At 69.9% G+C, this 23345-nt stretch carries 21 protein-coding genes; 7 read left to right on the top strand and 14 right to left on the bottom strand.

Features of this window, described 5'->3' with window-relative positions:
* Window positions 1–3: 3 nt before the first annotated feature.
* The 5 genes from bcsB to H0X95_RS07075 form a co-directional block, all read right to left on the bottom strand.
* Window positions 4–2337 carry a cellulose biosynthesis cyclic di-GMP-binding regulatory protein BcsB gene (gene bcsB, locus H0X95_RS07095; protein ID WP_196445986.1) on the bottom strand — a complete coding sequence of 778 codons (2334 nt, stop codon included), beginning with the start codon at window positions 2335–2337 and terminating at the stop codon, window positions 4–6.
* A gap of 850 nt (window positions 2338–3187) precedes the next feature.
* Window positions 3188–3640 (bottom strand): hypothetical protein, encoded by a 453-nt coding sequence (locus tag H0X95_RS07090; protein WP_034200706.1) that lies wholly within the window; start codon window positions 3638–3640, stop codon window positions 3188–3190.
* Window positions 3640–5049 carry a phosphatase PAP2/dual specificity phosphatase family protein gene (locus H0X95_RS07085; RefSeq protein ID WP_196445985.1) on the bottom strand — a complete coding sequence of 470 codons (1410 nt, stop codon included), beginning with the start codon at window positions 5047–5049 and terminating at the stop codon, window positions 3640–3642. The genes H0X95_RS07090 and H0X95_RS07085 overlap by 1 nt, the downstream gene beginning before the upstream one ends.
* Window positions 5046–6815 carry a bifunctional alpha/beta hydrolase/class I SAM-dependent methyltransferase gene (locus H0X95_RS07080; protein ID WP_196445984.1) on the bottom strand — a complete coding sequence of 590 codons (1770 nt, stop codon included), beginning with the start codon at window positions 6813–6815 and terminating at the stop codon, window positions 5046–5048. Before H0X95_RS07080 ends, H0X95_RS07085 begins: the two co-directional genes overlap by 4 nt.
* A 78-nt stretch (window positions 6816–6893) precedes the next feature.
* Window positions 6894–7499, bottom strand: coding sequence for a CDP-alcohol phosphatidyltransferase family protein (locus H0X95_RS07075; RefSeq protein WP_006481852.1), 606 nt, complete (start codon window positions 7497–7499; stop codon window positions 6894–6896).
* 76 nt (window positions 7500–7575) lie between these two features.
* On the opposite strand from H0X95_RS07075, the gene H0X95_RS07070 reads away from it, so the two are divergent.
* The 3 genes from H0X95_RS07070 to H0X95_RS07060 all read left to right on the top strand — a co-directional run bounded on the left by H0X95_RS07070 (window position 7576) and on the right by H0X95_RS07060 (window position 9565).
* On the top strand, window positions 7576–7863 hold the full coding sequence (locus tag H0X95_RS07070; protein ID WP_153260034.1) for a hypothetical protein: 288 nt from the start codon (window positions 7576–7578) through the stop codon (window positions 7861–7863).
* A 102-nt stretch (window positions 7864–7965) separates the two neighbouring features.
* A complete protein-coding gene (locus H0X95_RS07065) occupies window positions 7966–8598 on the top strand; it encodes a lysophospholipid acyltransferase family protein (RefSeq protein ID WP_006481857.1) in 633 nt (210 codons plus the stop codon).
* Window positions 8599–8635: 37 nt separating this feature from the next.
* Window positions 8636–9565: a phosphatidate cytidylyltransferase gene (locus H0X95_RS07060; RefSeq protein ID WP_006481850.1), complete on the top strand. Its 930-nt coding sequence runs from the start codon at window positions 8636–8638 to the stop codon at window positions 9563–9565.
* A 40-nt stretch (window positions 9566–9605) separates the two neighbouring features.
* On the opposite strand, the gene H0X95_RS07055 is transcribed toward H0X95_RS07060, so the two are convergent.
* Window positions 9606–10430: a hypothetical protein gene (locus H0X95_RS07055; protein WP_006497539.1), complete on the bottom strand. Its 825-nt coding sequence runs from the start codon at window positions 10428–10430 to the stop codon at window positions 9606–9608.
* Window positions 10431–10690: 260 nt separating this feature from the next.
* Between H0X95_RS07055 and H0X95_RS07050 the strand changes: the two genes are divergently transcribed.
* Complete coding sequence (locus H0X95_RS07050) at window positions 10691–11488, top strand: helix-turn-helix transcriptional regulator (RefSeq protein ID WP_077191078.1); 798 nt, start codon at window positions 10691–10693, stop codon at window positions 11486–11488.
* Window positions 11489–11875: 387 nt separating this feature from the next.
* Window positions 11876–12697 carry a carbon-nitrogen hydrolase family protein gene (locus H0X95_RS07045; RefSeq protein ID WP_080323700.1) on the top strand — a complete coding sequence of 274 codons (822 nt, stop codon included), beginning with the start codon at window positions 11876–11878 and terminating at the stop codon, window positions 12695–12697.
* 33 nt (window positions 12698–12730) lie between these two features.
* Here the strand turns inward: H0X95_RS07045 and H0X95_RS07040 are convergent, their stop codons facing one another.
* The 3 genes from H0X95_RS07040 to H0X95_RS07030 are packed head-to-tail and all read right to left on the bottom strand — an operon-like array spanning window position 12731 to window position 15738.
* Window positions 12731–13042: an AtuA-related protein gene (locus H0X95_RS07040; protein ID WP_006481849.1), complete on the bottom strand. Its 312-nt coding sequence runs from the start codon at window positions 13040–13042 to the stop codon at window positions 12731–12733.
* Window positions 13042–14400, bottom strand: a complete 1359-nt coding sequence (locus H0X95_RS07035) for an acyclic terpene utilization AtuA family protein (RefSeq protein ID WP_060263216.1) — start codon at window positions 14398–14400, stop codon at window positions 13042–13044. The genes H0X95_RS07040 and H0X95_RS07035 overlap by 1 nt, the downstream gene beginning before the upstream one ends.
* 39 nt (window positions 14401–14439) lie before the next feature.
* Window positions 14440–15738, bottom strand: coding sequence for a CitMHS family transporter (locus H0X95_RS07030; protein ID WP_006497544.1), 1299 nt, complete (start codon window positions 15736–15738; stop codon window positions 14440–14442).
* A gap of 97 nt (window positions 15739–15835) precedes the next feature.
* Here H0X95_RS07030 and H0X95_RS07025 point away from each other — a divergent pair, with 97 nt between their 5' ends.
* On the top strand, window positions 15836–16732 hold the full coding sequence (locus H0X95_RS07025; RefSeq protein ID WP_006497545.1) for a LysR family transcriptional regulator: 897 nt from the start codon (window positions 15836–15838) through the stop codon (window positions 16730–16732).
* Window positions 16733–16771: 39 nt separating this feature from the next.
* Here the strand turns inward: H0X95_RS07025 and H0X95_RS07020 are convergent, their stop codons facing one another.
* The gene (locus H0X95_RS07020; protein ID WP_006481567.1) at window positions 16772–17356 is read right to left on the bottom strand and encodes a flavin reductase family protein; all 585 of its coding nucleotides are present in this window, start codon (window positions 17354–17356) and stop codon (window positions 16772–16774) included.
* 132 nt (window positions 17357–17488) lie between these two features.
* Window positions 17489–17914 (bottom strand): VOC family protein, encoded by a 426-nt coding sequence (locus H0X95_RS07015; protein ID WP_006497547.1) that lies wholly within the window; start codon window positions 17912–17914, stop codon window positions 17489–17491.
* Window positions 17915–18026: 112 nt separating this feature from the next.
* On the opposite strand from H0X95_RS07015, the gene H0X95_RS07010 reads away from it, so the two are divergent.
* Entirely contained in the window at window positions 18027–18917 is an 891-nt protein-coding gene (locus H0X95_RS07010) for a LysR family transcriptional regulator (RefSeq protein WP_006481573.1), read from the top strand.
* A gap of 15 nt (window positions 18918–18932) precedes the next feature.
* Here the strand turns inward: H0X95_RS07010 and H0X95_RS07005 are convergent, their stop codons facing one another.
* The 3 genes from H0X95_RS07005 to H0X95_RS06995 are packed head-to-tail and all read right to left on the bottom strand — an operon-like array spanning window position 18933 to window position 23343.
* Window positions 18933–19682, bottom strand: coding sequence for a hypothetical protein (locus H0X95_RS07005; RefSeq protein WP_080323701.1), 750 nt, complete (start codon window positions 19680–19682; stop codon window positions 18933–18935).
* Window positions 19683–19737: 55 nt separating this feature from the next.
* Window positions 19738–22305: a TonB-dependent siderophore receptor gene (locus H0X95_RS07000; protein ID WP_196445983.1), complete on the bottom strand. Its 2568-nt coding sequence runs from the start codon at window positions 22303–22305 to the stop codon at window positions 19738–19740.
* Window positions 22306–22359: 54 nt separating this feature from the next.
* Window positions 22360–23343 (bottom strand): FecR domain-containing protein, encoded by a 984-nt coding sequence (locus H0X95_RS06995; RefSeq protein ID WP_077056255.1) that lies wholly within the window; start codon window positions 23341–23343, stop codon window positions 22360–22362.
* Window positions 23344–23345: the final 2 nt, after the last annotated feature.

The raw sequence follows: 23345 nt of genomic DNA, 5'->3' as shown, positions 1-23345 counted from the left end.
CCGTTACATCCCCCGTCGACGCGCGGCGATGCGCTGCAGCACGCTGAACACGCCGAGCGCGAGCAGCAGCCCCGCGACGACGCCGACCGCGCCGAGCACGACCGGATGCCGCGCCGCCTCCGTCCACACGCGCGCATACCACGGCACGAAGCCGACCACGTAAGGCTCGCCGACCCGCAGGCTGTCGACCTGCCCCGGCCGCACCAGTGCGAGGTCGCCCTGCAGTTGCGACACGAGCCCGGCGTTCTCGAACACGTCGAGCAGATCGCCGAGGCGCGCCTGGTCGGTCGCCGTCAGCGCGACGACGCTGCGGCCGCGGCTGCCCGGCAGCTCGAAACCGGCGAGCGCCGCGAGCGGGCCCGTCTGTTCGATGTGCGCGCCGCCGTCGGCGAGGCCCACGCCGTTGCGCCAGCGCTCCTTCACCGTGAACGCGACGCGCGTCGCGCCGCCGCCGGCGCCGCCCTGCTCGCCGATCGCGAGCGGCAGCGCCGCGCGCCAGTGCGCGAGCAGCGGCGACGCCGGCGAGCCGTCGATCACGAGCAGATCCTTGTGCCCGGACAGCGCGGCGACGTCGCCGGGCCGCGCAACTTGCACGCGCAGCGCCGGGAAGCCGGTCCATTCGCCCATGTGGCCGAGCATCGTCAGGTAGGCCTCGAGTTCCTGCGGCGACGGCCGCTCGGGCAGCACGATGGCCGTCTGCGACAGGTCGGCGAAGCGCGTGAACGGGAAGCCGCTGTTCGCGAAGAACGCGAGGTTCGGCAATTGCGCGTAATGAACGAAGTGCGAGAAGTCGATCGTCGAATCCGGATCGATCGCCGCGCGCTGCGGCTCGGTGGCCGTGCTCGAACACAGGCCCGTCTTCTGCGAATCGAGCGAGAAGCGGAACTGCAGCTGGTTGCCGCTGCCGACGCGGAACGCGGGAATGTCGACGTCGCTCGTCACGCGCCCTTCCGGCACCGACAGCAGCGGCAGCTGCATGCGGCCGTGCGCGTCTTCGGCGTGGGCCGGCCCGAGCCGGTACGACTTCACGAGCTGATCGTTGATCTCGACCGCGAGCGTCGAGTTGTCCTGCACGGTCGGCGCCGTGTAGCGGTAGCGCAGCGTGATCGGCACGCCCGCGCCGTTCCACGAATGCAGATCGGCCGGCACGCGCAGGTTCAGCCGGATCGCGTCGGGCGTCGTGCCGCGCACTTCGAGCTGGCGCGGATCGTCGACGAGCTCGCGGAACGCGATCGGCCGGTTCACCGGCAGCCAGCGCGGTGCGTCGTACGGCTTGCGCGGCGCGCCCAGATCGACGTGCGCGACCGACGCCGCCGGCCCCGACAATGCCGCGCGGCCCAGCACGAGCGTCGCGACCGCGTCGTCGACCTCGGCCGCCGTGCGGCCCGTGACGACCAGCAGCTTGCGCCCCGGCGCGGCCGGGTTGTCGGCGACCGCGAGCAGCGGGCCGTTGACGGGTGGGAGCGCGAGACCGGCCGGCAGCGTCGCGGCCGTGCCGACCACGACGGCCTGGTCGTCGGCCGGCAACGCGGCCGACACCGGGAAACGCGCATGCCGGTAGTCGGCCAGCGCGCCGAACCACGACGCGAGCACGCCCGCACTGCGCAGCGTCGCCGAATCGGCCGTCGCCGGCAGCACGAACGGCAGCCGCACGCGGCCGTTGTCGCGCCGGTCGAAGAACGGTGCGGGCAGCAGCGCGAGATCATTCGGCAGGCGCACCGGCGATTCGTCGAGGATCAGCTCGCTCGTCGGGCTCACGTCGGCCCACAGCGCCGAGTTCGACGGATCCTCGCAATGGTCGAGCGTGTAGTGCGCGATCAGGCGCAGGCCGATCTGGTTGAAATCGGAGAAGTAGCGCGGATCGATCGGGATCTCTTGCGTCACCGTGCGGCCCGCACGCGCGGCGTCGAACGGGACGGTCGCGACCACCTCGCCGTTCACCGACACCTTCAGGTGCGACAGCGGAAAGACCAGCGACGGCGAATATGCGTAGGTCAGGCGCAACCGCGCGCCGGTGATCACGCGGTCGAGCCGCACGCCGGCGTTGATCGTGCGCGCGTCGTCGGCGCCGCGCAGGCGCAGCGGATCGAACGCGCCGAGCGACGCGAACGGCACATGCACGGTCGTCGCCGGCAGGCCGGCGGCCGGCGCGCTGGCCGCCGCCGGCGCGGCCACGGGCCCCGCGGCGGGCGCGACATCGGACGCCGCCGCGTGACCGGCAGCGGCCGTCGAAGCGGCGGCCGGCACCGCCGGCATCGGCGCGGCCGACTGCGCGGCCGCATGGAAAGCGCCGGTCATCGCGGTCGCGAGGACGAACAGCGACACGGCCGGCTTCATGCACCGCTCCGCTTCGTCACGATGGTCCCGTCCTTCTGCGCGTCGAAAGCGACGCGCGCAAAGCAGCTATGCCCGTAAGTGCACATCCCCTCTGCTTCCCCTCATTCATGGCCTGATTGCATTTATCGGAACGACGCGGCGGATTCTTCAATGATCGGTTCGCCGCGCGGCGGCGCGCCTGGCACCGGCGGCCGCCCATTCGTCACACTATCTCAAAAATAGAACAGAACTTACCGTGATTCGCGACTGAGAAGCGAAAAAAATCTCAATTCGGTCGGAAATGCTGCGCAGGAAGAGTGAATGGCAAGAATTGCGCCGTTGCTGCCGGATGGCCGGAACGGCGTCGTTCCGACGCACGGCGGCCGGCCGGGGCACCGGTGGCGGCCCGTTGCAGGCCGCCCGGAACGCGCTGCCGCGAGCGGCGCGTATGCTACCGCAAGCGCGCGTCGCGCGACGTATTTTCTTCGTGAAAAACTGACCTGGATCAATTCGTCGACGCCGCCATCCGCCACCGGGGCGGGCAGCGGCGCGACGCAGGTCGAAATCGCGAAATCCGAGGCCGGCCCCTGCGAGCACGCTGGCGCAGGGCCGGTTGCCGTCGATCGCGCGCGCTCCGGCTGCGTCCGCCCCCGGCCTCCGCGATGACGCGCATGCGCGACGCACGCGGCCCGCGCGCGGCCGGTCGGCACATCGGTCGAACGACAGGGGCGCTACGGCCGGCTATCCGCACCGGCGGTGTGAAACGGTCGGCCAACGGCGCCCATACGAAGAACGTACCCACCGCGCATCCGAACCAGACGCTGCAGGAAACCCATCGAACACGATCGCGGCGCACCGGCACCGCCCCTCGCTAACCGATCGGCGACACCGCGATCGCGATCCCGACGACGAGCCACTGCACGATCGCCACCAGCACGGCGGCCCGGCACAGCCCGACCGCGCCGCGCACGCGCGCGTCGAGCGTGCGCCCGGCCTTCGCCGCGTCGATCCAGCCCAGATCGGCGAGCGCGCGATCGAGCGCCGCGAGCCCATCGTCGACCGCCCCGTCGTCGCCCACCGTCCGCGCCAGCGCGGCAAACAACCGCCGGTCGATCTCGATACGAACCGCGTACCACAGCGCCGCGATCCCCGCCCCCGCGCTGACGGCGGCCAGCAGCACGCGGGCGAGCGTCGCCGGCGCCCAGCCCGCCGCGATCCAGCCACCCGCGCCGGCCGCGGCGAGCGCGGCCACGAGCGCCCATGCGCCCGCGTCGAGCGCGCCGCGCGCGGCGGCAATCCTGAACGGCGCCGACGGATCGCGCATCACACGCGCCCCGCATCGCGACGGCGATCGATCCACTGCTGCAGCACGGCCACGCCGTCATCCGACCACACCGCGTGCGGCCGGACCGCGCGCACCGCGGCCAGCGCGTCGCGCGCATCGGCCAGCCCGCGCCGCGCGGCGAGCCACGCGGCCGCGCACAGCACGCTGCGGCCATAGCCGAGCGCGCAGCAGACCAGTACGTCGCGCCCCTCGCCGTGCAGGCGTTCGAGCGCCGCGACGGCCTGCGCGAGCTGCGCCGCGGTCGGGGCGACGAGATCGAGCTGCGGCACCGACGCATACGCGAGCGCTGCATCGGCCGCCGCCCAGCGCGGCATCTCGGCGGTCAGGTCGACCAGCGCGGTGAAGCCGTCGCGCCGGATGTCGCGCGTCGTCGGCGTCCGGCCGATCGACACACGCTCGTCGATCCGCACCGGCGCCGGCTGCCGGAACGTCCACAGCCGCGAATTGACGAACGCGCCGGCGATCGTCGGCGCGAGCAGCCAGCCGATGAAGACCGGCAACCGTCCGTGCGCATCCTTCTGGAACGCGCCGGGCGCGCCACGTCGATAAGCCCATGCGACGCAGGCGAGCGCCAGCGCGACCCACCCTGCCGCCAGCGCCCAGCCCGGCGCGCGCGGCACGCACGCCAGCGCCGCGAGTGCGACCAGTGCGGCGCCGCACGCGTAGCGGCGCGCGAGCGCGCGGCCGGCCGCGGATGGCGACGCCTCGGCGCCCGGCAGTCGGCCCGCGGCATCGCGCAACGGAAACAGGAACAGTGCGAGACAGCCGACGGCCGCCCCGGTCGGCACGTCGATCGCGTGATGCTGGTAGGTCGTCAGCACCGACACGCCGATCGCCGCGAACCACAGATGCAGCACGACGCGGGCGAACGTGCCGCGCAGATGCTTCGCATAGACGGCCCACAGCACGACCAGCAACCCGATATGCAACGACGGCGCCTGGTTGAACGGCTTGTCGAAACCCATCAGCAGCGTGAACAGCGCACCGGCCACGCCGCCCGCGTCGGGTCGCTCGAAGCCGAAGCGCAGCGGCCACGCGATGAAACACGCGACCGACACCAGCTGCACGGTCAGCAGCCGCTTCACGTGATCGAGCAGATCGTCGCGGCGCGTCCAGAAGAAGAACGACAGCGCATACAGCAGGTCGATCGACCAGTACGGCACGATCGTCCACGGCACGAACGGGATCGCCTGCTCCCAGCCGAACGCGAAGGTCGGCACCGCGGCGCGGCACGCCGCGAGCCAGTTCGCGAAGCCGTAGGTCGAGAAGAACACCGCGCCCATCGCCGCGAGCCAGCCGAAGCGCAGCACAAACGACGCGTCGCGCGCGCCGGCCGCCGGCTCGGTCAGCCCGTCGCCCGCACCCGCGCCGCCGCCGAGCGCGCTCATGACGCGTCGACCCGCCGCGCGAGGCTCACCGTGAAGATGCCCATCTCGTCGATCCGCTGGTCGAGCTTGCGGAAGCCCGCCCGCGCGACGAGCTCGTCCATTTCGGCCTGCGAACGGCGTCGCATCACCCAGGTCGATTCGCCGCGGTGGTTGTTCAGCGCGCGGGCGATGAATTCGAGCTGCGGATGCCACGGCTGCCCCGTATAGACGAGATAGCCGCCCGGCGGCACGGCCTGCGCGAGCCCGCGCAGCGAACGCTCGATCAGCGCGTTCTCGCCGAACAGCTCGTACAGGCCCGACACGATCGCGAGCGTCGGCCGCGGCTCGAGCGTCGCGAGCGACGCCTCGTCGAACGCGTCGCCGCGCTCGAAGCGCGCGATCGGCTCGAGGCCGCGCTGCGCGATCAGCACGCGCCCGGCTTCGACGTTCGGCGGGCTGTAGTCGCGCAGCGTGATGTCGTCGGGCGCCGCGCCGTCGCGCTCGGCGGCCATTGCGATCGCGTCGAGCACGTAGCGCCCGTGGCCGGCCGCGATGTCGACGATCCGCACCGGCGAGCCGTGCCCGCGCAGGCGGCCGATCGCCGCGCCGATCAGTTCCTGCAGATGCACCTTGCGCTGGCGGATGCCGACCCAGCCGGGCGAATCGAGATACGTGCGGTCGATCAGCGCGCCGACGCCGAGCCGCCCCTGCGCGCGGTTGCGGTACACGTAGTCGAGCGTCGAGCCCGAATCGAAGCCGAGCCGCAGCCCGAGCGCGATGCCGTCCGACAGCGCGCCGCCGGCTTTCAGGCCGGCGCGCGTGAGCGCCCAGTACGCCCGCGCGAACACGTTGGCCGGCGGCCGGCCGAGCGCCGCATATTCGTCGTGGAACGCGCCGCGCCGGTCGGCATCGACGAGCGACACGCGCGGGCTCGGCGCATCGAATTCGCGCAGCACGAATGCGCGCAGCGGCGCGAGCGCCTGCGCACGGTCGCGCTCGCCGAGCGTGTCGTGATAGAAGCCCGGCAGCACGATGCGCTCCTTGCGCGCCGAGCCGAGCCGTTCGAAGAAGCGGTCCTGCGGGCCGCGATGCACGACCCAGTCGGCGCCCGAAATCAGCAGTTGCGTGGGCACGGTGATCGCGGCCGCGTCGGCGACGATCCGCTGCGCGGTATCGTGCAGGTCGAGCAGCATGTTGACCGCGATCGGCCGCGTGATCAGCGGATCGGACGCGTAGCTCGCGATTCGCTCGGGATCGTGCGTGAGGAATTTCGGTTTCACGTAGCTGTTCACGTAGAACAGCCCGCGCAGCTTGTGCATCAGTCGCAGCCCGGGCCGCGCGAACGGCACGTAGAGCTTGATGTGGAACGCCGGCGACGCGACGACCAGCGCGCGGATCGGCGGCGCGTAGTCGTGCGCCCAGGTCGCCGCGAGCACCGCGCCGACGCTCTGGCCGACCACGGCCATCTCCTCGATCGCGATGCCGTGCGTGTCGCGGATATGCTCGACGAAGGTCTGCAGGTCGCGCACCGACGCGGCCGCGCTCGGGCTGTAGCCGCGCGCGCCCGGCGAGCGGCCGTGGCCGCGTGCGTCCCATGCAAAAAAGGCGAACTCCGGCAGGTCGAGCTCGTCGACGAGGTGCGCGACGCGCGCCGAATGTTCGTGGCCGCGGTGCAGCAGCACGATGGCGCCGCGGCAGCGCGCGCCTGTGGCAGGCCAGTGACGATAGAACAGCGTTTCGCCGTCGTGCGTGATGAAGTCGGCCTCACGGGCCGTGCGTGCGCTCATGCGATCTCTCTCGTTTCGTTATTCGAATGTGTGCGGCGCCGCCCTCCGGCGCCGGTCCGGCTTTCGCGTCGGCTGCCGTCAGCCGCCCGCTTCGGCGATGCCGGCCTGGACGCGCCGCACCACCGTCACGATCGACAGCACGATCAGCAGCCGCCACAGCCACGCGGCGACGCTGCCGACCGGCAAACCGAAGCCGATCCACAGCGCGAACGCGCCGAGTGCCAGCGCCCGGTCGCTCTTGCCGAACGGGCCGTCGTAGCGGCGCGTCGCGCCGACGAGCGGGCCGATCAGCCCCGCGCATTCGACGATCACCGCCGTCAGCGCGAACAGCCAGACGTCCGCCGGAGCGAACGCGGGAATGGCGAGGAACGGCAGCACCAGCGCGACATCGGACACGATGTCGCCCAGCTCGTTCAGGTACGCGCCGAGCGTGCTCTTCTGCCCGTGCTCGCGCGCGAGCATCCCGTCGATCGCATTGAGCGCCATCCGCGCGAACAGCCACAGCGGAATCAGCAGGAACAGCGCGCGGGCGAACACGCCGAGCCCGGCGAGCGCGCCGACGACGATCGAGCCGCCGGCCGCGAACAGCGTGACCTGGTTGGCCGTGACGCCGCGTTCGGCGAGCGAATTCGCGAACGGGCGCAGACGATTCTGGAATTTGGGTTTGAGTGCGTAGAGGCTCATCGTTTCGTATTCGTTTTATTCGTGCGGCACGGTCGGATGCATTTCCCGCCGCGATGCCCCGGGCGGCGAAACGGCCTTGGCCGGCCTGGCTGGAACGGCCCTCATCGTCGCCGAGCCGCCCCGATGCGTCAAGCATGCGGCCGGCCGGCCGCGCGGCGCCAATCTGGCGTTTTTTGGCGAAACTCGCGATAATCCGCTGGCCCGAGCGCAGCGAGATCGATTCGAACTGCAGACGGGCACTCGTGCAACAGCCGATTATCACGCCGCCGACCGGCGCATTCGCCGCGACGCAACAGCGTGCGACGGCGAATCGTCCGATTATCGCGGACCTGCGACAGGCAGCCACGAATTTGAAAAAATTTAAACAAGAGCCGTCCGGCGCGCATCCTGCCGCGCCGGCATTCCGGGGTTCCGCCCGCCGCGCATGCGCAGCGGGCCGGGCATGCACGCAGGAGGCAGCGCGCCGATGAACATCCTCAACGTCTGGCAGCGCGATTTCCTGCTGTCCATCGTGCGGCTCGTCGCCGGCGCGTATCCGGTCTGGCATCAGGCGCCGCCGTCCCCGACGCAGAAGATCTACTTCTCGAACCATACGAGCCACATCGACACGCTCGCGATCCTCGCCGCGCTGCCGCGCGACGTGCGTGCGGTCGTGCGGCCGGTCGCCGCGCGCGATTACTGGGACAGCAGCGACCTGAAGCGCCACATCGCGCAGAAGCTGCTGAACGTCGTGCTGATCGACCGTCATCGCGAATCCGGGGGCGACCCGCTCGATCCGGTGCGCGACGCGCTGCGGCAGGGTCACTCGATCATCATCTTCCCGGAAGGCACGCGCGGCGCCGACGTATTGCCGCAGCCGTTCAAGAGCGGGCTGTTCCATCTCGCGACCGAGTTCCCGGACGTGGCGCTCGCGCCCGTCTATCTCGAGAACCTGCAGCGCATCATGCCGAAGGGCGCGATCTGGCCCGTGCCGCTGATCTGCAAGGTGCATTTCGGCGCGAACGAAGCGCTCGGCGCTCAGGAAGACAAGCCGACGTTCCTCGCCCGCATGCGCGACGCGGTCATCGCGCTCGCGCCGCCGCAGCGGCCCGCCGGCTGAACGCGGCGCCCCCTTCTTCCTTTTCCGGACATCAACCATGCGAACCCTCTTCTGGGAACTGGTCGCGGGCGTCACGGGCGTGCTCGTCGTCGCGACCGTGATCGGCGCGATCCTCGGCGCGCGCAGCGGCGGCACGAGCGCGACCATCGTCAACCTGAACCAGCGCATCCGCGCGTGGTGGGCGATGATCGCGATCATGGCCGTCGCGATCGGCCTCGGCAACAACGTCACGTATCTGGTGTTCGCGCTGCTGTCGTACCTGACGCTGCGCGAATTCATCACGCTCACGCCGACCACCGCGAGCGACCACACGACGCTCTTCATCGCGTTCTTCGTCGCGATCCCCGTGCAGTACCTGCTACTCGGCATCAACTGGTACGGGATGTACTCGATCTTCGTGCCGGTGCACCTGTTCTTCGCGATGTCGCTCGTGTCGGCGCTCACGCAGGACACGCGCGAATTCCTGAGCCGCAACGCGAAGATCAACTGGGCGCTGATGGTGTGCGTGTACGGGCTGAGCCACGCGCCGGCCGTGCTGATTCTCGACATCCCGCGCTACGCCGGGCAGAACGCGCTGCTGCTGTTCTTCTTCCTGTTCGTCGTGCAGATCAGCGACGTGCTGCAATACGTGGTCGGCAAGCTGTTCGGACGCCGCAAGATCGCGCCGCAGCTGTCGCCGTCGAAGACGATCGAGGGCTTCGTCGGCGGCGGCCTGCTGGCCACGCTGTGCGGCGCCTCGCTGTATCGCGTGACGCCGTTCAGCTTCGGCGCGGCGTTCGGGATCTCGCTCGCGATCGTGATCGCGGGCTTCGTCGGCGGGCTCGTGCTGTCGGCCGTCAAGCGTTCGCTCGGCACGAAGGACTGGGGCTCGATGATCGCCGGCCACGGCGGGATGCTCGATCGCGTCGATTCGATCTGCTTCGCCGCGCCGGTGTTCTTCCACCTCGTGCGCTATCTGTACGTGTGAGGCGCGGGCGGCGCCATGCCGCCCGTGCCTGCGAGAAGCATCAGTATCCTTCGCGCAATGCCTTCGGCACGACGTAGCGGCCCCGTGCCGCGTCGAACTTCACCGTATGGCGCGCGTGGATGGCCTTGCCGCCGCGCGTGCCCGTTTCCGTGACCGTCAGCGGATAGACGTCGCCGGCGCCGGTCAGGTCCGGCGCGATCTCGAAGCGCCGTTCCTCGCAACGCGCCCGCGCATTCGCACATTCGCTCGATTCGGCATTGTCGAGCGCCTCGTCGATGCGCGCCGCCGCCAGCACCAGCGCATTGCCGTACGGCAGCCAGATCGACCGGAAGGTTTGCGTATAGCCTTGCCGCATGTCCCCTTCGCCGATGACGAACCCGAACAGGTGCGGCCCGAGCCGCTCGATGCGCACCGTGCCGGGCTCGCCGCGCTGGCCCGACGCGATCTGCGTCTTCTTCACGATCGGCTCGAGCGTCTTGCCGCCGGCCGTCGGCTTCAGCACGTACAAATCGATCGCGCCGGTCGAAGCGTCCGAATCCATGCCCGGCATTCCGTTCTGTACCGCAGCCTCGGTCTCGCCGCACATCGCGAGCAGCGTGCGCGGGCCGTCCGCGGTCGCGACGCGCAGCGAACCGCACGGCGCATAGATGAAATCGTCGCCGTCTGCCTGCCAACCCTTGCGGTCGGCACGCCAGTTGCCGTACGTGTCGTGGACGAAGGTCTTCAACGAACGGTCAAGCCGGACCGGCTCGGCCGCATGAACGGGCGACGGCGCGGAGAGCGCCGTGAGTACCGCGAGTGCGCCAAGTGCGGCGAGCGAAGCCGCGAGCGGCTCGAGACGTGTGTTCCGGTGCGGGACGGTCATGACGAGGTTCGTTCTGGTCGGAAAGAAACGTTGCGGAAAGTTGCAAGTGTGCACGATCACGGTTGCCGTGGCGCGATGCCGGTGCCGCGCACCGGCCACGCCGCACGGCCTCGCCAATCGCGTCGGCCGGCGTTACGATCTCGTTCTTCACTCCAGGCTCCGTACGATGCGCGCGGGAATCGGCCGGCGAGGCCGTCGCGTCCACGCACGGCGCGGCGCCGCACGCGCCGTACGGCCGCCCCCCCGACATGGACACCCGCATGAACCTGACCTTGCAGGACGTCGCCTGGCACCGCTCGGTCGGGCGGCTCATCGAGACGCTCGACCAGCCCGGTTTCTGGCTGTCGCTGATCCGGCTGATCGAGGAATACGTCGCGGTCGACAGCTGGGTCGCGCTGACGTTCGGCGACGGCCGCCCGCAGGTGTTCGCCGAATGCGCGTACGAAGGCGGCGGCCCCGATCCGCTGTTCCGCGACTACGTGCAGGGACTGTACCTGCTGGACCCGTTCTACATCGCGAACCGCGACGCGCCGACGAGCGGCCTGTTCCGGCTGTCCGACGTCGCGCCCGAGTGCTTTCGCGACACCGAGTACTACACGCGCTATTTCACGCACAACGTCGTCGAGGACGAGGTGCAGTTCAACGTCGTGCTCCATGACACGCGCACGCTGTGCCTGTCGCTCGGCAGCAAGCGGCGCTTCAGCCCCGAACACGTGGCACTGCTCGACCTGGTACGGCCGTGGGTCGCCGCGCTGATGCGCCAGCGCCTCGCATACGAGCCCATGCTGGCCGAACCGGCTCCGTCGCGCCGGCCCGGCGCCGATGCCGGGAACGGCTTCGAGCACGCGATGGCACGGCTCGGCACGCCGCTCACCGCGCGCGAGCTCGACGTGATCCGGCTGATCCTGAGCGGACGCTCGAACAAGGAAGTCGCGAGCAAGCTGGACATCTCGGCCGAAACGGTCAAGGTGCACCGGCGCAACATCTACGCGAAGCTCGCGATCAATTCGCAGTCTGAACTGTTTGCGCTGTTCCTGAAGGCGCAGACCGATACGTGACGATCGGGCGGCGTGACGCGTTCGCGGCCCGCATTGCGCCCCTCCCGTACCGCCGATACGCGCTATCGGCTGCGCCTTCTGTGCAAACGAACGGCACGCCCCTATCCTTGCGCGATCCGATCCGGTCTGCCCGTTCGACACGAAACGGGCGGCAGACGCTGGCCTGGGTTCTGATGGCACCTCCTCGTCAGTCAGGACCTGTTCGCCGACCCTTTCCGAAGGGTCGGCGTTTTTTTCATGGCTGCCCGCACGTCGTTCACGAGATCAATACCCCCAACGGGTTAGCACGTCGGCGGGATGGGCAACGACAGGGTTCGGCGCATACTAGGACCTCGTTCCAACCGCTCCGCCGCCTGTCGCGACGGGCCACTGCCCCCGAAACCACCCATGAAGCTGAAGCTCGACATCGTGCAGCTCGCCGGCCGCGACGGCGACACGCCCACCAACCTGCGGCGCACGCTCGAAGCGATCGCAACCTGCGCCCCCGGCACCGACCTCGTGATGTTCCCGGAAGCGCAGCTCACCGGCTTCCTCGATCCGTCGAATCTCGCCGAAGTCGCCGAGCCGCTCGACGGCCCGAGCGTCGGTGCGGTGATCGCGGCCGCCCGCGCGCGCGACGTCGCGGTCGTGGTCGGGCTGATCGAGAACGATGGCGGCCGCTTCTACAACACGACCGTGTTCGTCACGCCGAACGGCATCGCGCTGCGCTACCGCAAGACGCACCTGTGGGTCGGCGAGCACGGCGTCGTGCTGCCCGGCGACCGCTACGCGACGGTCGAATGGCGCGGCGTGCGGATCGGCCTGCTGATCTGCTACGACAGCGAATTCCCGGAAACCGGCCGCGCGCTCGCCGCGCTCGGCGCGCATCTGATCCTCGTGACCGACGGCAACATGGAGCCGTACCGCAACGTCCACCGCACGTCGGTGACGGCGCGCGCGATGGAGAACCAGGTGTTCGCGGCGGTCGCCAACCGCGTCGGCGGCGGCAGCCACGACGTCGTGTTCGCCGGCGGCAGCCTCGCGGTCGACCCGTTCGGCAACCTGATCTTCGAAGCCGGCAACACCGAATCGCGGCACGCGATCGAACTCGATTTCGATCAGCTCGCCGCGTCGCGGGCGGTGTACGACTATCGTCGGGATCAGCGCCTGCAGATCGCCGGCGAGCGCATCGCGCACGCGGACGGCCGTCGCGAACTGCTGATTCCGTAAGCGCCCTGCCGCGTCCGGGCCGCGACGCCGTCGTCACGCCGGATCGGGCACCTCGATCGCGAGCAGCGCCGAACTGACCGACTTGCCGTGCGCGTCGAGCGCGAGCGAGCGCGTCACGCCGCCGCCGAGCGCATCGCGCAGCACGAAGTTGAACGCGCCGAGCGCCGGCAGTTCGTAGCGCACGACGTCGCCGTGCACGATGCCCGCGAGCCATCCCTTCACCGTTTCCGCATCCAGATGCATGCGCAGATGGTCGTAATGACGCGGATCGCGGCAGATGATCGACACGTTCAGCGTATTGCCCTTGTCGCCGGTGCGCGCATGCGCGAGTTCACGCAGTTGCATCAGGCCTCCATGAATGAAAACGACGGCGTCACGGCCGCGCGCGGCAGCAGCACCGACTGCACGGCGATCACCTCGCGCGTCGACTTGAACGCGCCGCCGCCGCCGGCCGGTCCGTTCGTATAGAGCGTCTCGACTTCGTTGCCGATCCGCGCGGCTTCGGCGGCGTTCGCCGCGCGGCCGGCCACCCGCACGCGCACCTCGGCCGGCTCGCCGCGCACGGCCGGCGTCGCGTCGCCATACAGCGCATCGACGCCGATCAGGTCGAAGCGCAGCTCGCTCGCCGCGACGCCGGTCAGCGCGAGCCGCTCTCGAACGATGTCGAGCGCCAGACGCGCCCGGGCGAGCGCGCCGGGGCCGCCGTACGAGATCTGGCCTTCGCCGATCCAGCCGTCGACATACGCGACCGACACCTTCAGCGTATCGGGCCGCGCGGTGCCGCGCCCGCCCGTCACGCGCACGCGATCGGCCGCTTCCTCGGCGACCGCCACGCGCGTGAAATCGGCCACGACGTCGGGTTGCAGATACCGTGCCGGGTCGTGAATCTCGTAGAGCAGCTGTTCCTTGCAGGTCGCCGCGCTCACGCGGCCGCCCGCATGCGGCACCTTCGTGATCACGACCGCGCCGTCGGCCGCGACCTCGCCGATCGGGAACCCGAGCCGCGCCAGATTCGGCACGTCCTTGTAGCCGGGATCGGCGAAATAGCCGCCCGTCACCTGCCCCGCGCATTCGAGCAGATGGCCGACGACGGTCGCCTGCCCGAGCCGGTCCCAGTCGTCCATCCGCCAGCCGAACGCATGGATCAGCGGCGCGGCGAACAGCGACGGATCGGCGACGCGCCCGGTCAGCACGACGTCCGCGCCGGCCGCGAGTGCGTCGACGATCGGCGCGGCGCCCAGATACGCGTTCGCGGACACGATGCGGTCGCGATACGCGGCGACTGCGTCGCCCGATTCCTCGAAGCGGAACGCCCCGCGCAGCACGACGTCGAGCACGTCGTCGCCTTCGACCGCCGCGACTTTCAGCCCCGCGATGCCGAGCGACTGCGCGATCTGCGCGGTACGCCGTGCGGCCGCGCGCGGGTTCGCCGCGCCCATGTTCGACACGATGCGCACGCGCCGGGCCGCCGCGACCGGCAGCACCGCGTGCATCCGCGCATCGAGCAGCGGATCGTAGCCGAGCGCCGGGTCGTTGCGCCGCGCCTGCTGCGCGATCGCGATCGTGCGCTCGGCCAGGCATTCGAAGACCAGGTAGTCGAGCTGCCCGTGTTCGGCCAGTTCGACTGCGGGCTCGATCCGGTCGCCCGAGTAGCCGGCGCCCGCGCCGATGCGCACGCGCCGTTCAGGTTGCTTTGCTGTCATGTCCGTACCGTCGTCCGGCGAAACGCCCGCCGGGAAGAATCAAAAGACGCCGAGCACGACGCACGCGATCGTCATCACGATCGACGCGCCGAACAACAGCGGAAACGTGAATTTCTGATGCTCGGCCAGCTCGATCCCGCACAGGCCGACGACGAGGAACGTCGCGGGCGTGAGCGGGCTGACCGGAAAGCCCGTCGTCATCTGGCCGAGCAACGCCGCCTGTCCGACCTGCACGGCCGGCACGCCGAGCTGGCCGGCCACTTCCGCGATCACGGGCAGCACGCCGAAGTAGAACGAATCGGGATCGAACAGCATGCTGAGCGGCATCGACGCGAGGCCGAGCGCCACCGGAATGTGGCCGGCCATCGACGGCGGCACGAAGCCGACCGCCGCCTGCGCCATCGCCTTCAGCATCCCGCTGCCCTGCATGATGCCGGTGAACACGCCGGCCGCGAGCAGGATGCCGGCCATCATCAGCGCGGCACGCGCATGCGCGTCAATGCGCTTTCGCTGCATGTCGACGTCGGGGTAATTCACCATCAGCGCGATGCACAGCCCGACCATGAACATGATCGCGGGCGGAATCTTCTCGCCCATCACGACCATCGTGCCGAGCACGACGAGCGTCAGCACGAGGTTGAACCAGAACAGGTGCGGCCGGCGCAACGCCTGCTCGTCGGCCGTCAGTTCGCGCTTGGGCAGCGGAATCGACGCGTCGTCGCGCGACAGGCCGAGCCGCTTCTCCTCGCGCCGCCCGAGCCAGTACGCGACGCCGAACACGAACACGAGCCCGATCGCCTGCACCGGAATCAGCGGATTGAACAGCGCCGACACCGGCAGGTGCAGCGACGCGGACGCCCGGATCATCGGCCCGGTCCACGGCAGGAAGTTGATGCCGGCGGCCATCGACACGGCGGCGGCCAGCACGCGCCGGTCCATCTTCAGCCGGTCGTACAGCGGCAGCACGGCCGGAATCGTCACGAGAAAGCAGACGGCGCCCGAGCCGTCGAGGTGAATCAGCAGCGCGAGCAGCGTCGTGCCCATCACGATGCGCGTCGGCCGCGTGCCGACCGCGCGCAGGATCCGGTCGATGATCGGGTCGAGCGTGCCGGCGTCGGTGATCGTCCCAAAATAGAGGATCGCGAACACGAACATCCCGACCACGGGCGCGAGCCCCTTCAGCCCGTCGATGACGAACTTGCTGGTGTGCAGCCCGAAGCCGCCGAGCAGCGATGCGGCGATCGGCACGACGATCAGCGCGACGAGCGGCGACATCCGCTTCGACAGAATCGCGGCCAGCAGCACGACGATCGTGCCAAGCCCGAGTAACGGCAGCATCCGTGTCTCCTACCTTGTCTTTTGTTGGAGACGAGCGTAAGGTCGGCGCAGCGATAGCACAATTGAAATGATTTGATCGCAGCAATCACGAATCGTTATGGATCTGAATCTCCGCGACATTCGCGCGTTCGTCACCGTCGCGCACGCCGGCAACTTCACGCGCGCCGCCGCGCGGCTGCATCTGTCGCAGCCGGCGCTGACCGTGCAGATCCGCCGGCTCGAGGACATCGTCGGCGCGCGCCTGTTCGACCGCAACAGTCGCAGCGTCGCGCTCACGCAGACCGGGCGCGAGTTGCTGCCGCTGTTGCAGCGCTCGCTCGACGACATGGAACGCGTGCTGCGCGATGCGCGCGCGCTTGGCGAAGGCACGAGCGGCACGGTGCGGCTCGCGTGCCTGCCGACCTTCGCGTCCAGCGTGCTGCCGGAGCTGATCCAGTCGTTCCGGCGCGACGTGCCGCGCGCGGGCTTCGAGATCCGCGACGGCGTCGCGAGCCTCGTCACCGCGCTGGTGCGCAACGAGGAAGCCGATCTCGGGCTGACCGGCGGCGATACGTTCGATGCGTCGCTGGAGGTGCTGTATGCGGGCGCCGACCGGCTCGTCGCCGTGTGCCCGAAAAATCATCCGCTCGCGCGCAAGCGCCGCGTCGCCACCGCCGACGTCGCCGGCGTGCCGCTCGTGCTCACCGCGCAGGGCACGAGCGTGCGCAGCGTCGTCGATGCCGCGCTGCAAGCGGCCGGCTGCACGCCCGACATCGCGTGCGAGCCGACCTACATGATGACGGCCGTCGCGATGGTGCGCGGCGGCCTCGGCGTGACGATCCTGCCCGCGACCGCCCGCGAGGTGCGCGCCGAACCCGACCTGGTCGCGAAGCCGATCGACGATCCGGCGTTCGTGCGGCCGATCGCGCTCGTCGCGAAGCGCGGGCGCACACTGCCGCGTGTCGCGCAGGCGTTCGCCGACCTCATGCTGGCGGAATTGAAAAAGCGCGCGTAAGCCGCGCGCCCCGAGGCAGGAAAGGTCGTCGTCCGGCGCTTACTGCGCGTCCGGATCGACGTGCAGCGATTCGCCGATCGCATAGAAATTGCCGCCCGCGATGTAGTGCAGGCTGCGCAGCGCGGGATCGGCCGACTCGAAATACCAGTGGCCGTCGCGGAACACGCGCGTGTCGGACCACGCAGCCACCACCTCGCCGATGAACAGGTCGTAGGTCTGCTGGTTGTGCGGCTCCGGAATCAGCCTGCATGCGAGCCAGCCCGAGCAGCCGGCGACGAACGGCAGGTCGTGGCCGTCGACGTCGAACAGCGTGACGCCCGCTTCGCGCAGCTTGTCGGGGCGCTCCGCGAGGCTGTGGCTGCCGACCGCATGCGTGAGTTGCAGTTGCGCGGCTGTCGGCACCTGGATCACGAACGTGCCGCTGCGCTCGACGAGCTCGCGCGTCTTCGCGGATTTGTCGAGCACGACCGTCAGCTTCGGCGGCAGGAAGTCGAGCGCGCACGCCCACGCGGCGGCCATCACGTTGTCGACGCCGTCGTGGCGGGCCGACACGAGCACGGTCGGGCCGTGATTGAGGAGACGGTAGGCCTTGTTCAGCGCCACCGGCGCGATGTGACTGTCCATACGGGTTCCTTGGAAAACGATGCGCACGGACCCATACCGTGCGGCGCGGTGCCGGCCGTCGCATCTGCGCGCGGCCGGGCCGAAGGCCGCATTCTCGCACCCAACGTCAATCGGCGCTGGCGCCGCCGCCGGTCACTTCGCGAACAACTGCCCGATGTCGCGAAACGCCTTGAATTCGAGTGCATTGCCGCACGGATCGAACAGGAACATCGTCGCCTGTTCGCCGACCTGCCCCTGGAACCGCACGTACGGCTCGATCACGAACGTCACGCCGAACCCGCGCAGCCGCTCGGCCAGCGCTTCCCAGCTCGGCCAGTCGAGCACGATCCCGAAATGCGGCACCGGCACGTCGTGGCCGTCGACCGCATTCGTATGCGCGCCTTCCTGCGACGCCGTTTTCGGATGCTCGTGAATCACGAGCTGATGCCCGTAAAAGTTGAAATCGACCCACTGCGCACTCGAGCGCCCCTCTTCCAGCCCGAACACGCGGCCGTAGAAATCGCGCGCGGCCGGCAGGTCGTAGACGGGAATCGCCAGGTGAAACGGGGAAAGACTCATGATGGCCTCGTGAAGAAACGCTCGCGTGGCGCGAGGACGGCATCATGGTAGACAAGGCCGAGCAAAAATTAAATCAATATATAGTTTTGCGATTCACAAATGGAATCGATAAATGATCCGCGAACTGAAAACCCTCGTCGCCGTCGCCCGGGAAGGCACCTTCGCCGCGGCCGGCAATCGTATCGGGCTCACGCAGGCGGCCGTCAGCGCGCAGATGCAGCGCCTCGAGGCCGAGCTCGGCTTCGCGCTGTTCGACCGGCAAGGGCGCTCGGCGCGGCTCAACGAGCGCGGCCATCACGTGCTCGACCAGGCGCAGGCGCTGATCGGCCTGTACGAGAACCTCAGCTCGACCGCACCCGGCTCGCCTGCCGCCGTGCGCGTGACGATCGGCGCGATCGCGTCGGTGCAGAGCGCGCTGCTGCCGGCCGCGCTGGCCGACTTCCATCGCCGGCACCCCGCGTGCCGCACGCGCGTGATCCCGGGGCTGTCGATCGAGCTGGTCAACCGGGTCGACGCGGGCGAGCTCGACATGGCCGCGATCATCCGCCCGCCGTTCGCGCTGCAGAGCGACCTGCACTGGACGACGCTCGCGCAGGAACCGTTCCGGCTGATCGTGCCGCGCGGCGCGAAGGGCAAGGACTGGGCCGCGCTGCTCGCGAACGAGCCGTTCGTGCGCTACGACCGCGCGTCGTTCGGCGGTCGCCAGGTCGACCGCTTTCTGCGCAAGATGCACATCGCGGTGCGTGACACCTGCGAACTCGACGAGCTCGACGCGATCGTCAAGCTGGTCGAGCACGGCGTCGGCGTCGCGATCGTGCCGCAAACCGCCGTGTATCGCCGCTGGCCGGCCGGCGTGCGCGCGATCGACCTCGGGCATCACACGTTCCATCGCGACATCGGGCTCGTGCATCGCGCGCGGCGCACGATGTCGGAACCCGCGCAAACGCTCGCGCAACTGATCGAGGCGGCATCGCGGCGGCGCGCGCCGCGGCCGGCCGCGTGATCGACACGTGGCGGCTCAGCGCCGCCCAGCCGCCCAGTCCACCGCCGCGTCGAACAGCGCGACGCCAGCCGGCGACAGGTTCGTGAACGTGTCGTTGTCGAGAAAGAACATCACGCGACGCGCCGGCGCGAGCGTTTCGTAGTCCATCGTCGCGCCCTTCTCGTACGCGAAGATCGCGGCCTTGTCGGGCTGCCCGTACACGGTCGCGATCGTGATCGCGCCGAGCCCCGGCTTGCCCCAGCTCATCGGCGCCTGCTTGCCGTACGCGTTCGTCGCGCCGGCCGGCAGCCCGGCCGCGATCGGATGCGGTGCATTGACGAGCCACAGGTAGCGCTCCTTGCCCGTTTCGCCGAAGTCCACGTCGTGCCGCTTGCCCGTCATCGCGAGATCGTCGAGCAGGTCGTTTTCCCACGTCACGAGCGGCTTGTCGAGCGTGCGCCAGCCGGGCCGCACGTTCTTCGACGAGACCGTCGACGAGATCACGACCAGATCGGCGTCGCGCGCCGCATCGGGCGTGGCCGCCTCGTCGATCAGGCGCACCGTGTAACCGCGTTCGCCGAGATGCTGGCCGATGCGTTCGTCGACCTTCAGGTTCGGGCCGTGCAGTTGCACGAGCATCGCGACGCGCGTCACGGCCGGCGGCGCATCGGCGGCGAATGCGGGCGCCGATACGCCGGCGGCGAGGCCCGCGCCCAGCGCAAGCACCGAGCCCGCGATCGCGCGCAACAGGCGGCGGCGCGCGCTGTTCTTCATCTTCAGCTTCATCTGAATCTTCTCCGAAGCCGCGCGCCGACGTCACGGCCGCGCGGCGATTGCATGGTCAGAACTGCAGCGTGGTCAGCAGCGACACCTGGCGCGCGTCGCCGACCGCGACGAAATAGCGGTTCGCGCTCGACGGGTAGTACGTGCGGTTGAACAGGTTCTTCACGTTGAGCTGGAACGACAGCTTCTGCTTGCCGATCCGCGTGTCGTAGGTCGCGAACGCATCGGCGAGCACGTACGACGGCAGCGTGAAGCTGTTCGCCGAATCGCCGGGGCGCGCACCTACGTAACGCACGTCCGCGCCGAGGCGCAGGTCGTCGCCGCCCGCCACCGTGCCGAAGTCGTAGACCGCCGCGAACGACGCGGTGTGACGCGCGACGTTCCACAGCTGGTTGCCCGCGTACAGCGGATCCTCGGTCGTCTTCGCGTCGATGTACGCGTAGCTCGCGATCACGTTCACGCGTTCGCCGAGCTTGCCGGAGACGTCGAGCTCGACGCCGCGCGAGCGCGCCTTGCCCGACGTGCGCCAGTCGGTCAGCTTCGTCGCGTCGTTGTACTGCGACACCAGCACGTTCTTCTTGTCGATGTTGAACAGCGCGAGCGTGCCGGTTATCCCGCCGGCCAAGTCGAGCTTGCCGCCCACTTCCCACGCGGTCGCTTCCTCGGGCGGCGTCGCGCCGTCGATGATGTAGCCCGTCATCGGCGCGATCGACGACGACGGCTTCAGCGATTGCGAATAGCTGCCGTACAGCGAGAACGAATCGGTCCACTTGTAGACGACGCCCGCGCGCGGCAACCACTTCGAGCCGCTGAGATCGGTGTTCGCGGTAAATGGCCGGCCGCGCCCCGCGACCTGGTTGTACGTGATGTAGCGGATGCCGCCCGACACGATCCACTTATCGGTCAGGTGGACGGTGTCCTGGAAGAATGCGGACGCATCGTGCAGCGTGTCGGTCTGGTCGCTGTCGCTCGCGGACACCGTGCTCGACGGCGGCAGCAGCCCGTACACCGGGTCGACATAGCTGAACGGCGTCTTCACGGCCTGGCGCAGCATGTCCTTGCGATAGATGCGGCGGTATTCGGTATCGAAGCCGACCTGCACGTCGTGCCGCATCCCCGCGAGCGACAGCTTGCCGGTCACGTAGCCGATCCCGTAGCTGTCGGTGCTGAGCGACCCGTGCGTCGCATCGTTGCTGCGCGTCATCGTGCCCTTCACCGGATCGACGCCGGTCGTGCGCAACTGGTTCGCATCGTAGGTCTCGCGGTTGTAGCTGTAGCCGGCATGCGCGCTCCAGTCCGCGTTGAACTGGTGATCGACGCTCAGTTGCGCGAGATGCGATTCGCCGTCCATGTTGTTGAACGGCTCGTCTATGCGCCGCCGCGCGGGAATGTCGAGCGGCGCATTGGTGCGCGGATCGAGCGCGGTGCCGCGATCGAACGGCGAATGGAACTTGCGGTACTGGTACGACACCGCGACCTGCGTATCGCGGCCGTACCACGCGAGCGACGGTGCGACGAAGGTCTGCCGGTACTCGCCGAAGTTGCGCCAGTACTGCTCGTTCGACTGGTCGACGATCAGCCGGTACGCGAGCCGCGAATCGCCTACCGGCCCGGTCGAGTCGAACGTCGCGCTGCCGCCGTTCTTGCCGTGCCCGAACGTCGACGCGCCGAGCGAGATCGCGTTGTAGCGCGTGAGCTGCGGCTGCTTGGTAACGACGTTGACGATGCCGCCCGGGTCCATCAGCCCGTACAGCAGCGACGTCGGCCCCTTCAGCACCTCGACGCTGTCGGTCGCCGCGTTGAACGCGCGGCCCTGCACGAGCGGCATGCCGTTCTGCATGATCGAGCCGTCGCGGTTGCCGCCGAAGCCGCGTTTCATGATCGTGTCCTGCGTGCCCGCGAGCGTGTTGCCCTGCGTGATGCCGCTCACGTTGCCGAGCGCGTCGTCGAGATTGCGCGGCCGCTGGTCGCGCAGCACCTGCGCGGGCACGATGTTGACGGCCTGCGCGGTGTCGAGCAGCGGAATGTCCGAGCGCAGTACGCCGGCCTCCTTCGGCGCGCGATAGTTTTCGGCGCGCAATGCGCTGGAGCGCACGTTGATCGTCGGCAACTCGGCGGCCGGCGCGGCGCCGGCCGCGACAGGCCCGGCCGCCGAACCGTCGGCGCGCATCAGCGTGTAGCCGCCGCCCGGTTGGCGCAGCGCGACGAGCCCCGTGCCGGCCAGCAGGCGATCGAACGCGCCGTCGACGTCGAACCGGCCGTGCACGCCGCCGCTCGTCAGGCCCGCCGTCAGCTCGGCCGGAAACGCGAGCAGGATGCCCGCGTCGCGGCCGAACCGGTTCAGCACCGCTTCGAGCGGGCCGGCCGGAATGTCGAACGCGCGGCGCGACGCGCGCTGCGCCGCGGGCGCCGCATCGGCGTCGGTGTCGGCCAGCGCGGGCAGCGGCAGCAGTGCCGACAGCAGGACCGCGCCGGCGAGCCGGCGGGCAAGACGGCCCGGCGCGGCCGGGCGCGACGCGCGCGGCAGATGACGGGCGGGCGCCGGACGGCGCCGATACGGGAGACGGATGGAAGCCATGATCGGAGAGTCGGTGGACGATGGGCCAGTGCTGCTTTCATGACCCATGTCACGCGAACATCGAGAAACAGCTCAGGTCGGCGAAAAAATTTTCCGGCGCGCTCACGAACGGGCCGGCACGACGGTCGCCCAGTAACGCGTCAGGTAGTGGACGTCGATCGGCAGCGTCGCCGCCAGCGTATCGAGCACGCGCTGCGGATCGTCGAGCGGATAGGTGCCCGACACGCGCAGCTCGGCCACGGCCGGATCGCAGCGCAGGCTGCCGCGGCGATGGCGGTCGAGCTCGGCGACGAGATCGGCCAGCCGCATGCGCGACGCGACGAGCATGCCGTTCGTCCATGCGGCGGCATACGGATCGAGCGGCGCCGGCGCGTCGATCGCATCGCGCGTGAAATCCGCGCCCTCCCCGGCCGCGATCACGCGCATGCCGGCCGACGCATCGACCGGCTGCACCTGGACGGCGCCGGCGAACACCTCGACGCGCGTCGCGCCGTCGCGCTGCCGCACCGCGAAGCGCGTGCCGAGCGGCCGCAGCTCGCCTTGCGCGGTCTCGACGACGAGCGGCCGCGCGGGCAGACGATCGTCGTGGCCGCTGGTCACCATGATCGTGCCGCGCAGCAGGCGCAGGCGGCGCGCCGCATCGTCGAAGCGCACGTCGAGCGCCGTGTCGGTATCGAGCACGACGACCGTGCGATCCGCGAGCGTCACCGTGCGCCGCTCGCCGACCGCCGTGCGCAGGTCGGCCGGCCAGATCGCCGCGCGCCGCGCGGGTTCGGCCATCCATGCGGCGCCGCCCGCGAACAGCAGCACGGCCAGCGCCTTCGCGGCCGCGCGGCGGCCTGCCCGCTTCGGCAACAGCGCCGCGTGCGCGGCCTGCGCATCGAGCCCGGCCGCCAGCCGGCCGAACCGGCCCTGCATCGCTTCGATGTGACGCCACGCCGCGTCGTGCGCCGGATCTTCCGCGCGCCAGCGCGCGAGCGCGGCGACGAATGCGTCGTCGGTACGGCCGGATTGCCGGTCGACCCACCATTCGACCGCGCGACGTGCAACGTGCGGCGGCACCGCCGGCGCTCCCGGGGCGGCCATCG

The sequence above is a fragment of the Burkholderia sp. 9779_493 genome, assembly GCF_015712215.1.
GTDB lineage: Bacteria > Pseudomonadota > Gammaproteobacteria > Burkholderiales > Burkholderiaceae > Burkholderia > Burkholderia cenocepacia.
The sequence above is the reverse complement of the archived record's forward strand: the minus strand, read 5'-3'. Positions and strand labels throughout refer to the sequence as shown.

Coding starts and splice junctions, on each gene's coding strand:
- H0X95_RS07030 (WP_006497544.1), bottom strand. CDS start 15,738: ATGCTGCCGTTACTCGGGCTTGGCACGATCGTCGTGCTGCTGGCCGCG.
- H0X95_RS07035 (WP_060263216.1), bottom strand. CDS start 14,400: ATGACAGCAAAGCAACCTGAACGGCGCGTGCGCATCGGCGCGGGCGCC.
- H0X95_RS06995 (WP_077056255.1), bottom strand. CDS start 23,343: ATGGCCGCCCCGGGAGCGCCGGCGGTGCCGCCGCACGTTGCACGTCGC.
- H0X95_RS07010 (WP_006481573.1), top strand. CDS start 18,027: ATGATCCGCGAACTGAAAACCCTCGTCGCCGTCGCCCGGGAAGGCACC.
- H0X95_RS07045 (WP_080323700.1), top strand. CDS start 11,876: ATGAAGCTGAAGCTCGACATCGTGCAGCTCGCCGGCCGCGACGGCGAC.
- H0X95_RS07000 (WP_196445983.1), bottom strand. CDS start 22,305: ATGGGTCATGAAAGCAGCACTGGCCCATCGTCCACCGACTCTCCGATC.
- H0X95_RS07050 (WP_077191078.1), top strand. CDS start 10,691: ATGAACCTGACCTTGCAGGACGTCGCCTGGCACCGCTCGGTCGGGCGG.
- H0X95_RS07085 (WP_196445985.1), bottom strand. CDS start 5,049: ATGAGCGCGCTCGGCGGCGGCGCGGGTGCGGGCGACGGGCTGACCGAG.
- H0X95_RS07025 (WP_006497545.1), top strand. CDS start 15,836: ATGGATCTGAATCTCCGCGACATTCGCGCGTTCGTCACCGTCGCGCAC.
- H0X95_RS07015 (WP_006497547.1), bottom strand. CDS start 17,914: ATGAGTCTTTCCCCGTTTCACCTGGCGATTCCCGTCTACGACCTGCCG.
- H0X95_RS07065 (WP_006481857.1), top strand. CDS start 7,966: ATGAACATCCTCAACGTCTGGCAGCGCGATTTCCTGCTGTCCATCGTG.
- H0X95_RS07075 (WP_006481852.1), bottom strand. CDS start 7,499: ATGAGCCTCTACGCACTCAAACCCAAATTCCAGAATCGTCTGCGCCCG.
- H0X95_RS07080 (WP_196445984.1), bottom strand. CDS start 6,815: ATGAGCGCACGCACGGCCCGTGAGGCCGACTTCATCACGCACGACGGC.
- H0X95_RS07060 (WP_006481850.1), top strand. CDS start 8,636: ATGCGAACCCTCTTCTGGGAACTGGTCGCGGGCGTCACGGGCGTGCTC.
- H0X95_RS07005 (WP_080323701.1), bottom strand. CDS start 19,682: ATGAAGCTGAAGATGAAGAACAGCGCGCGCCGCCGCCTGTTGCGCGCG.
- H0X95_RS07040 (WP_006481849.1), bottom strand. CDS start 13,042: ATGCAACTGCGTGAACTCGCGCATGCGCGCACCGGCGACAAGGGCAAT.
- bcsB (WP_196445986.1), bottom strand. CDS start 2,337: ATGAAGCCGGCCGTGTCGCTGTTCGTCCTCGCGACCGCGATGACCGGC.
- H0X95_RS07055 (WP_006497539.1), bottom strand. CDS start 10,430: ATGACCGTCCCGCACCGGAACACACGTCTCGAGCCGCTCGCGGCTTCG.
- H0X95_RS07090 (WP_034200706.1), bottom strand. CDS start 3,640: ATGCGCGATCCGTCGGCGCCGTTCAGGATTGCCGCCGCGCGCGGCGCG.
- H0X95_RS07020 (WP_006481567.1), bottom strand. CDS start 17,356: ATGGACAGTCACATCGCGCCGGTGGCGCTGAACAAGGCCTACCGTCTC.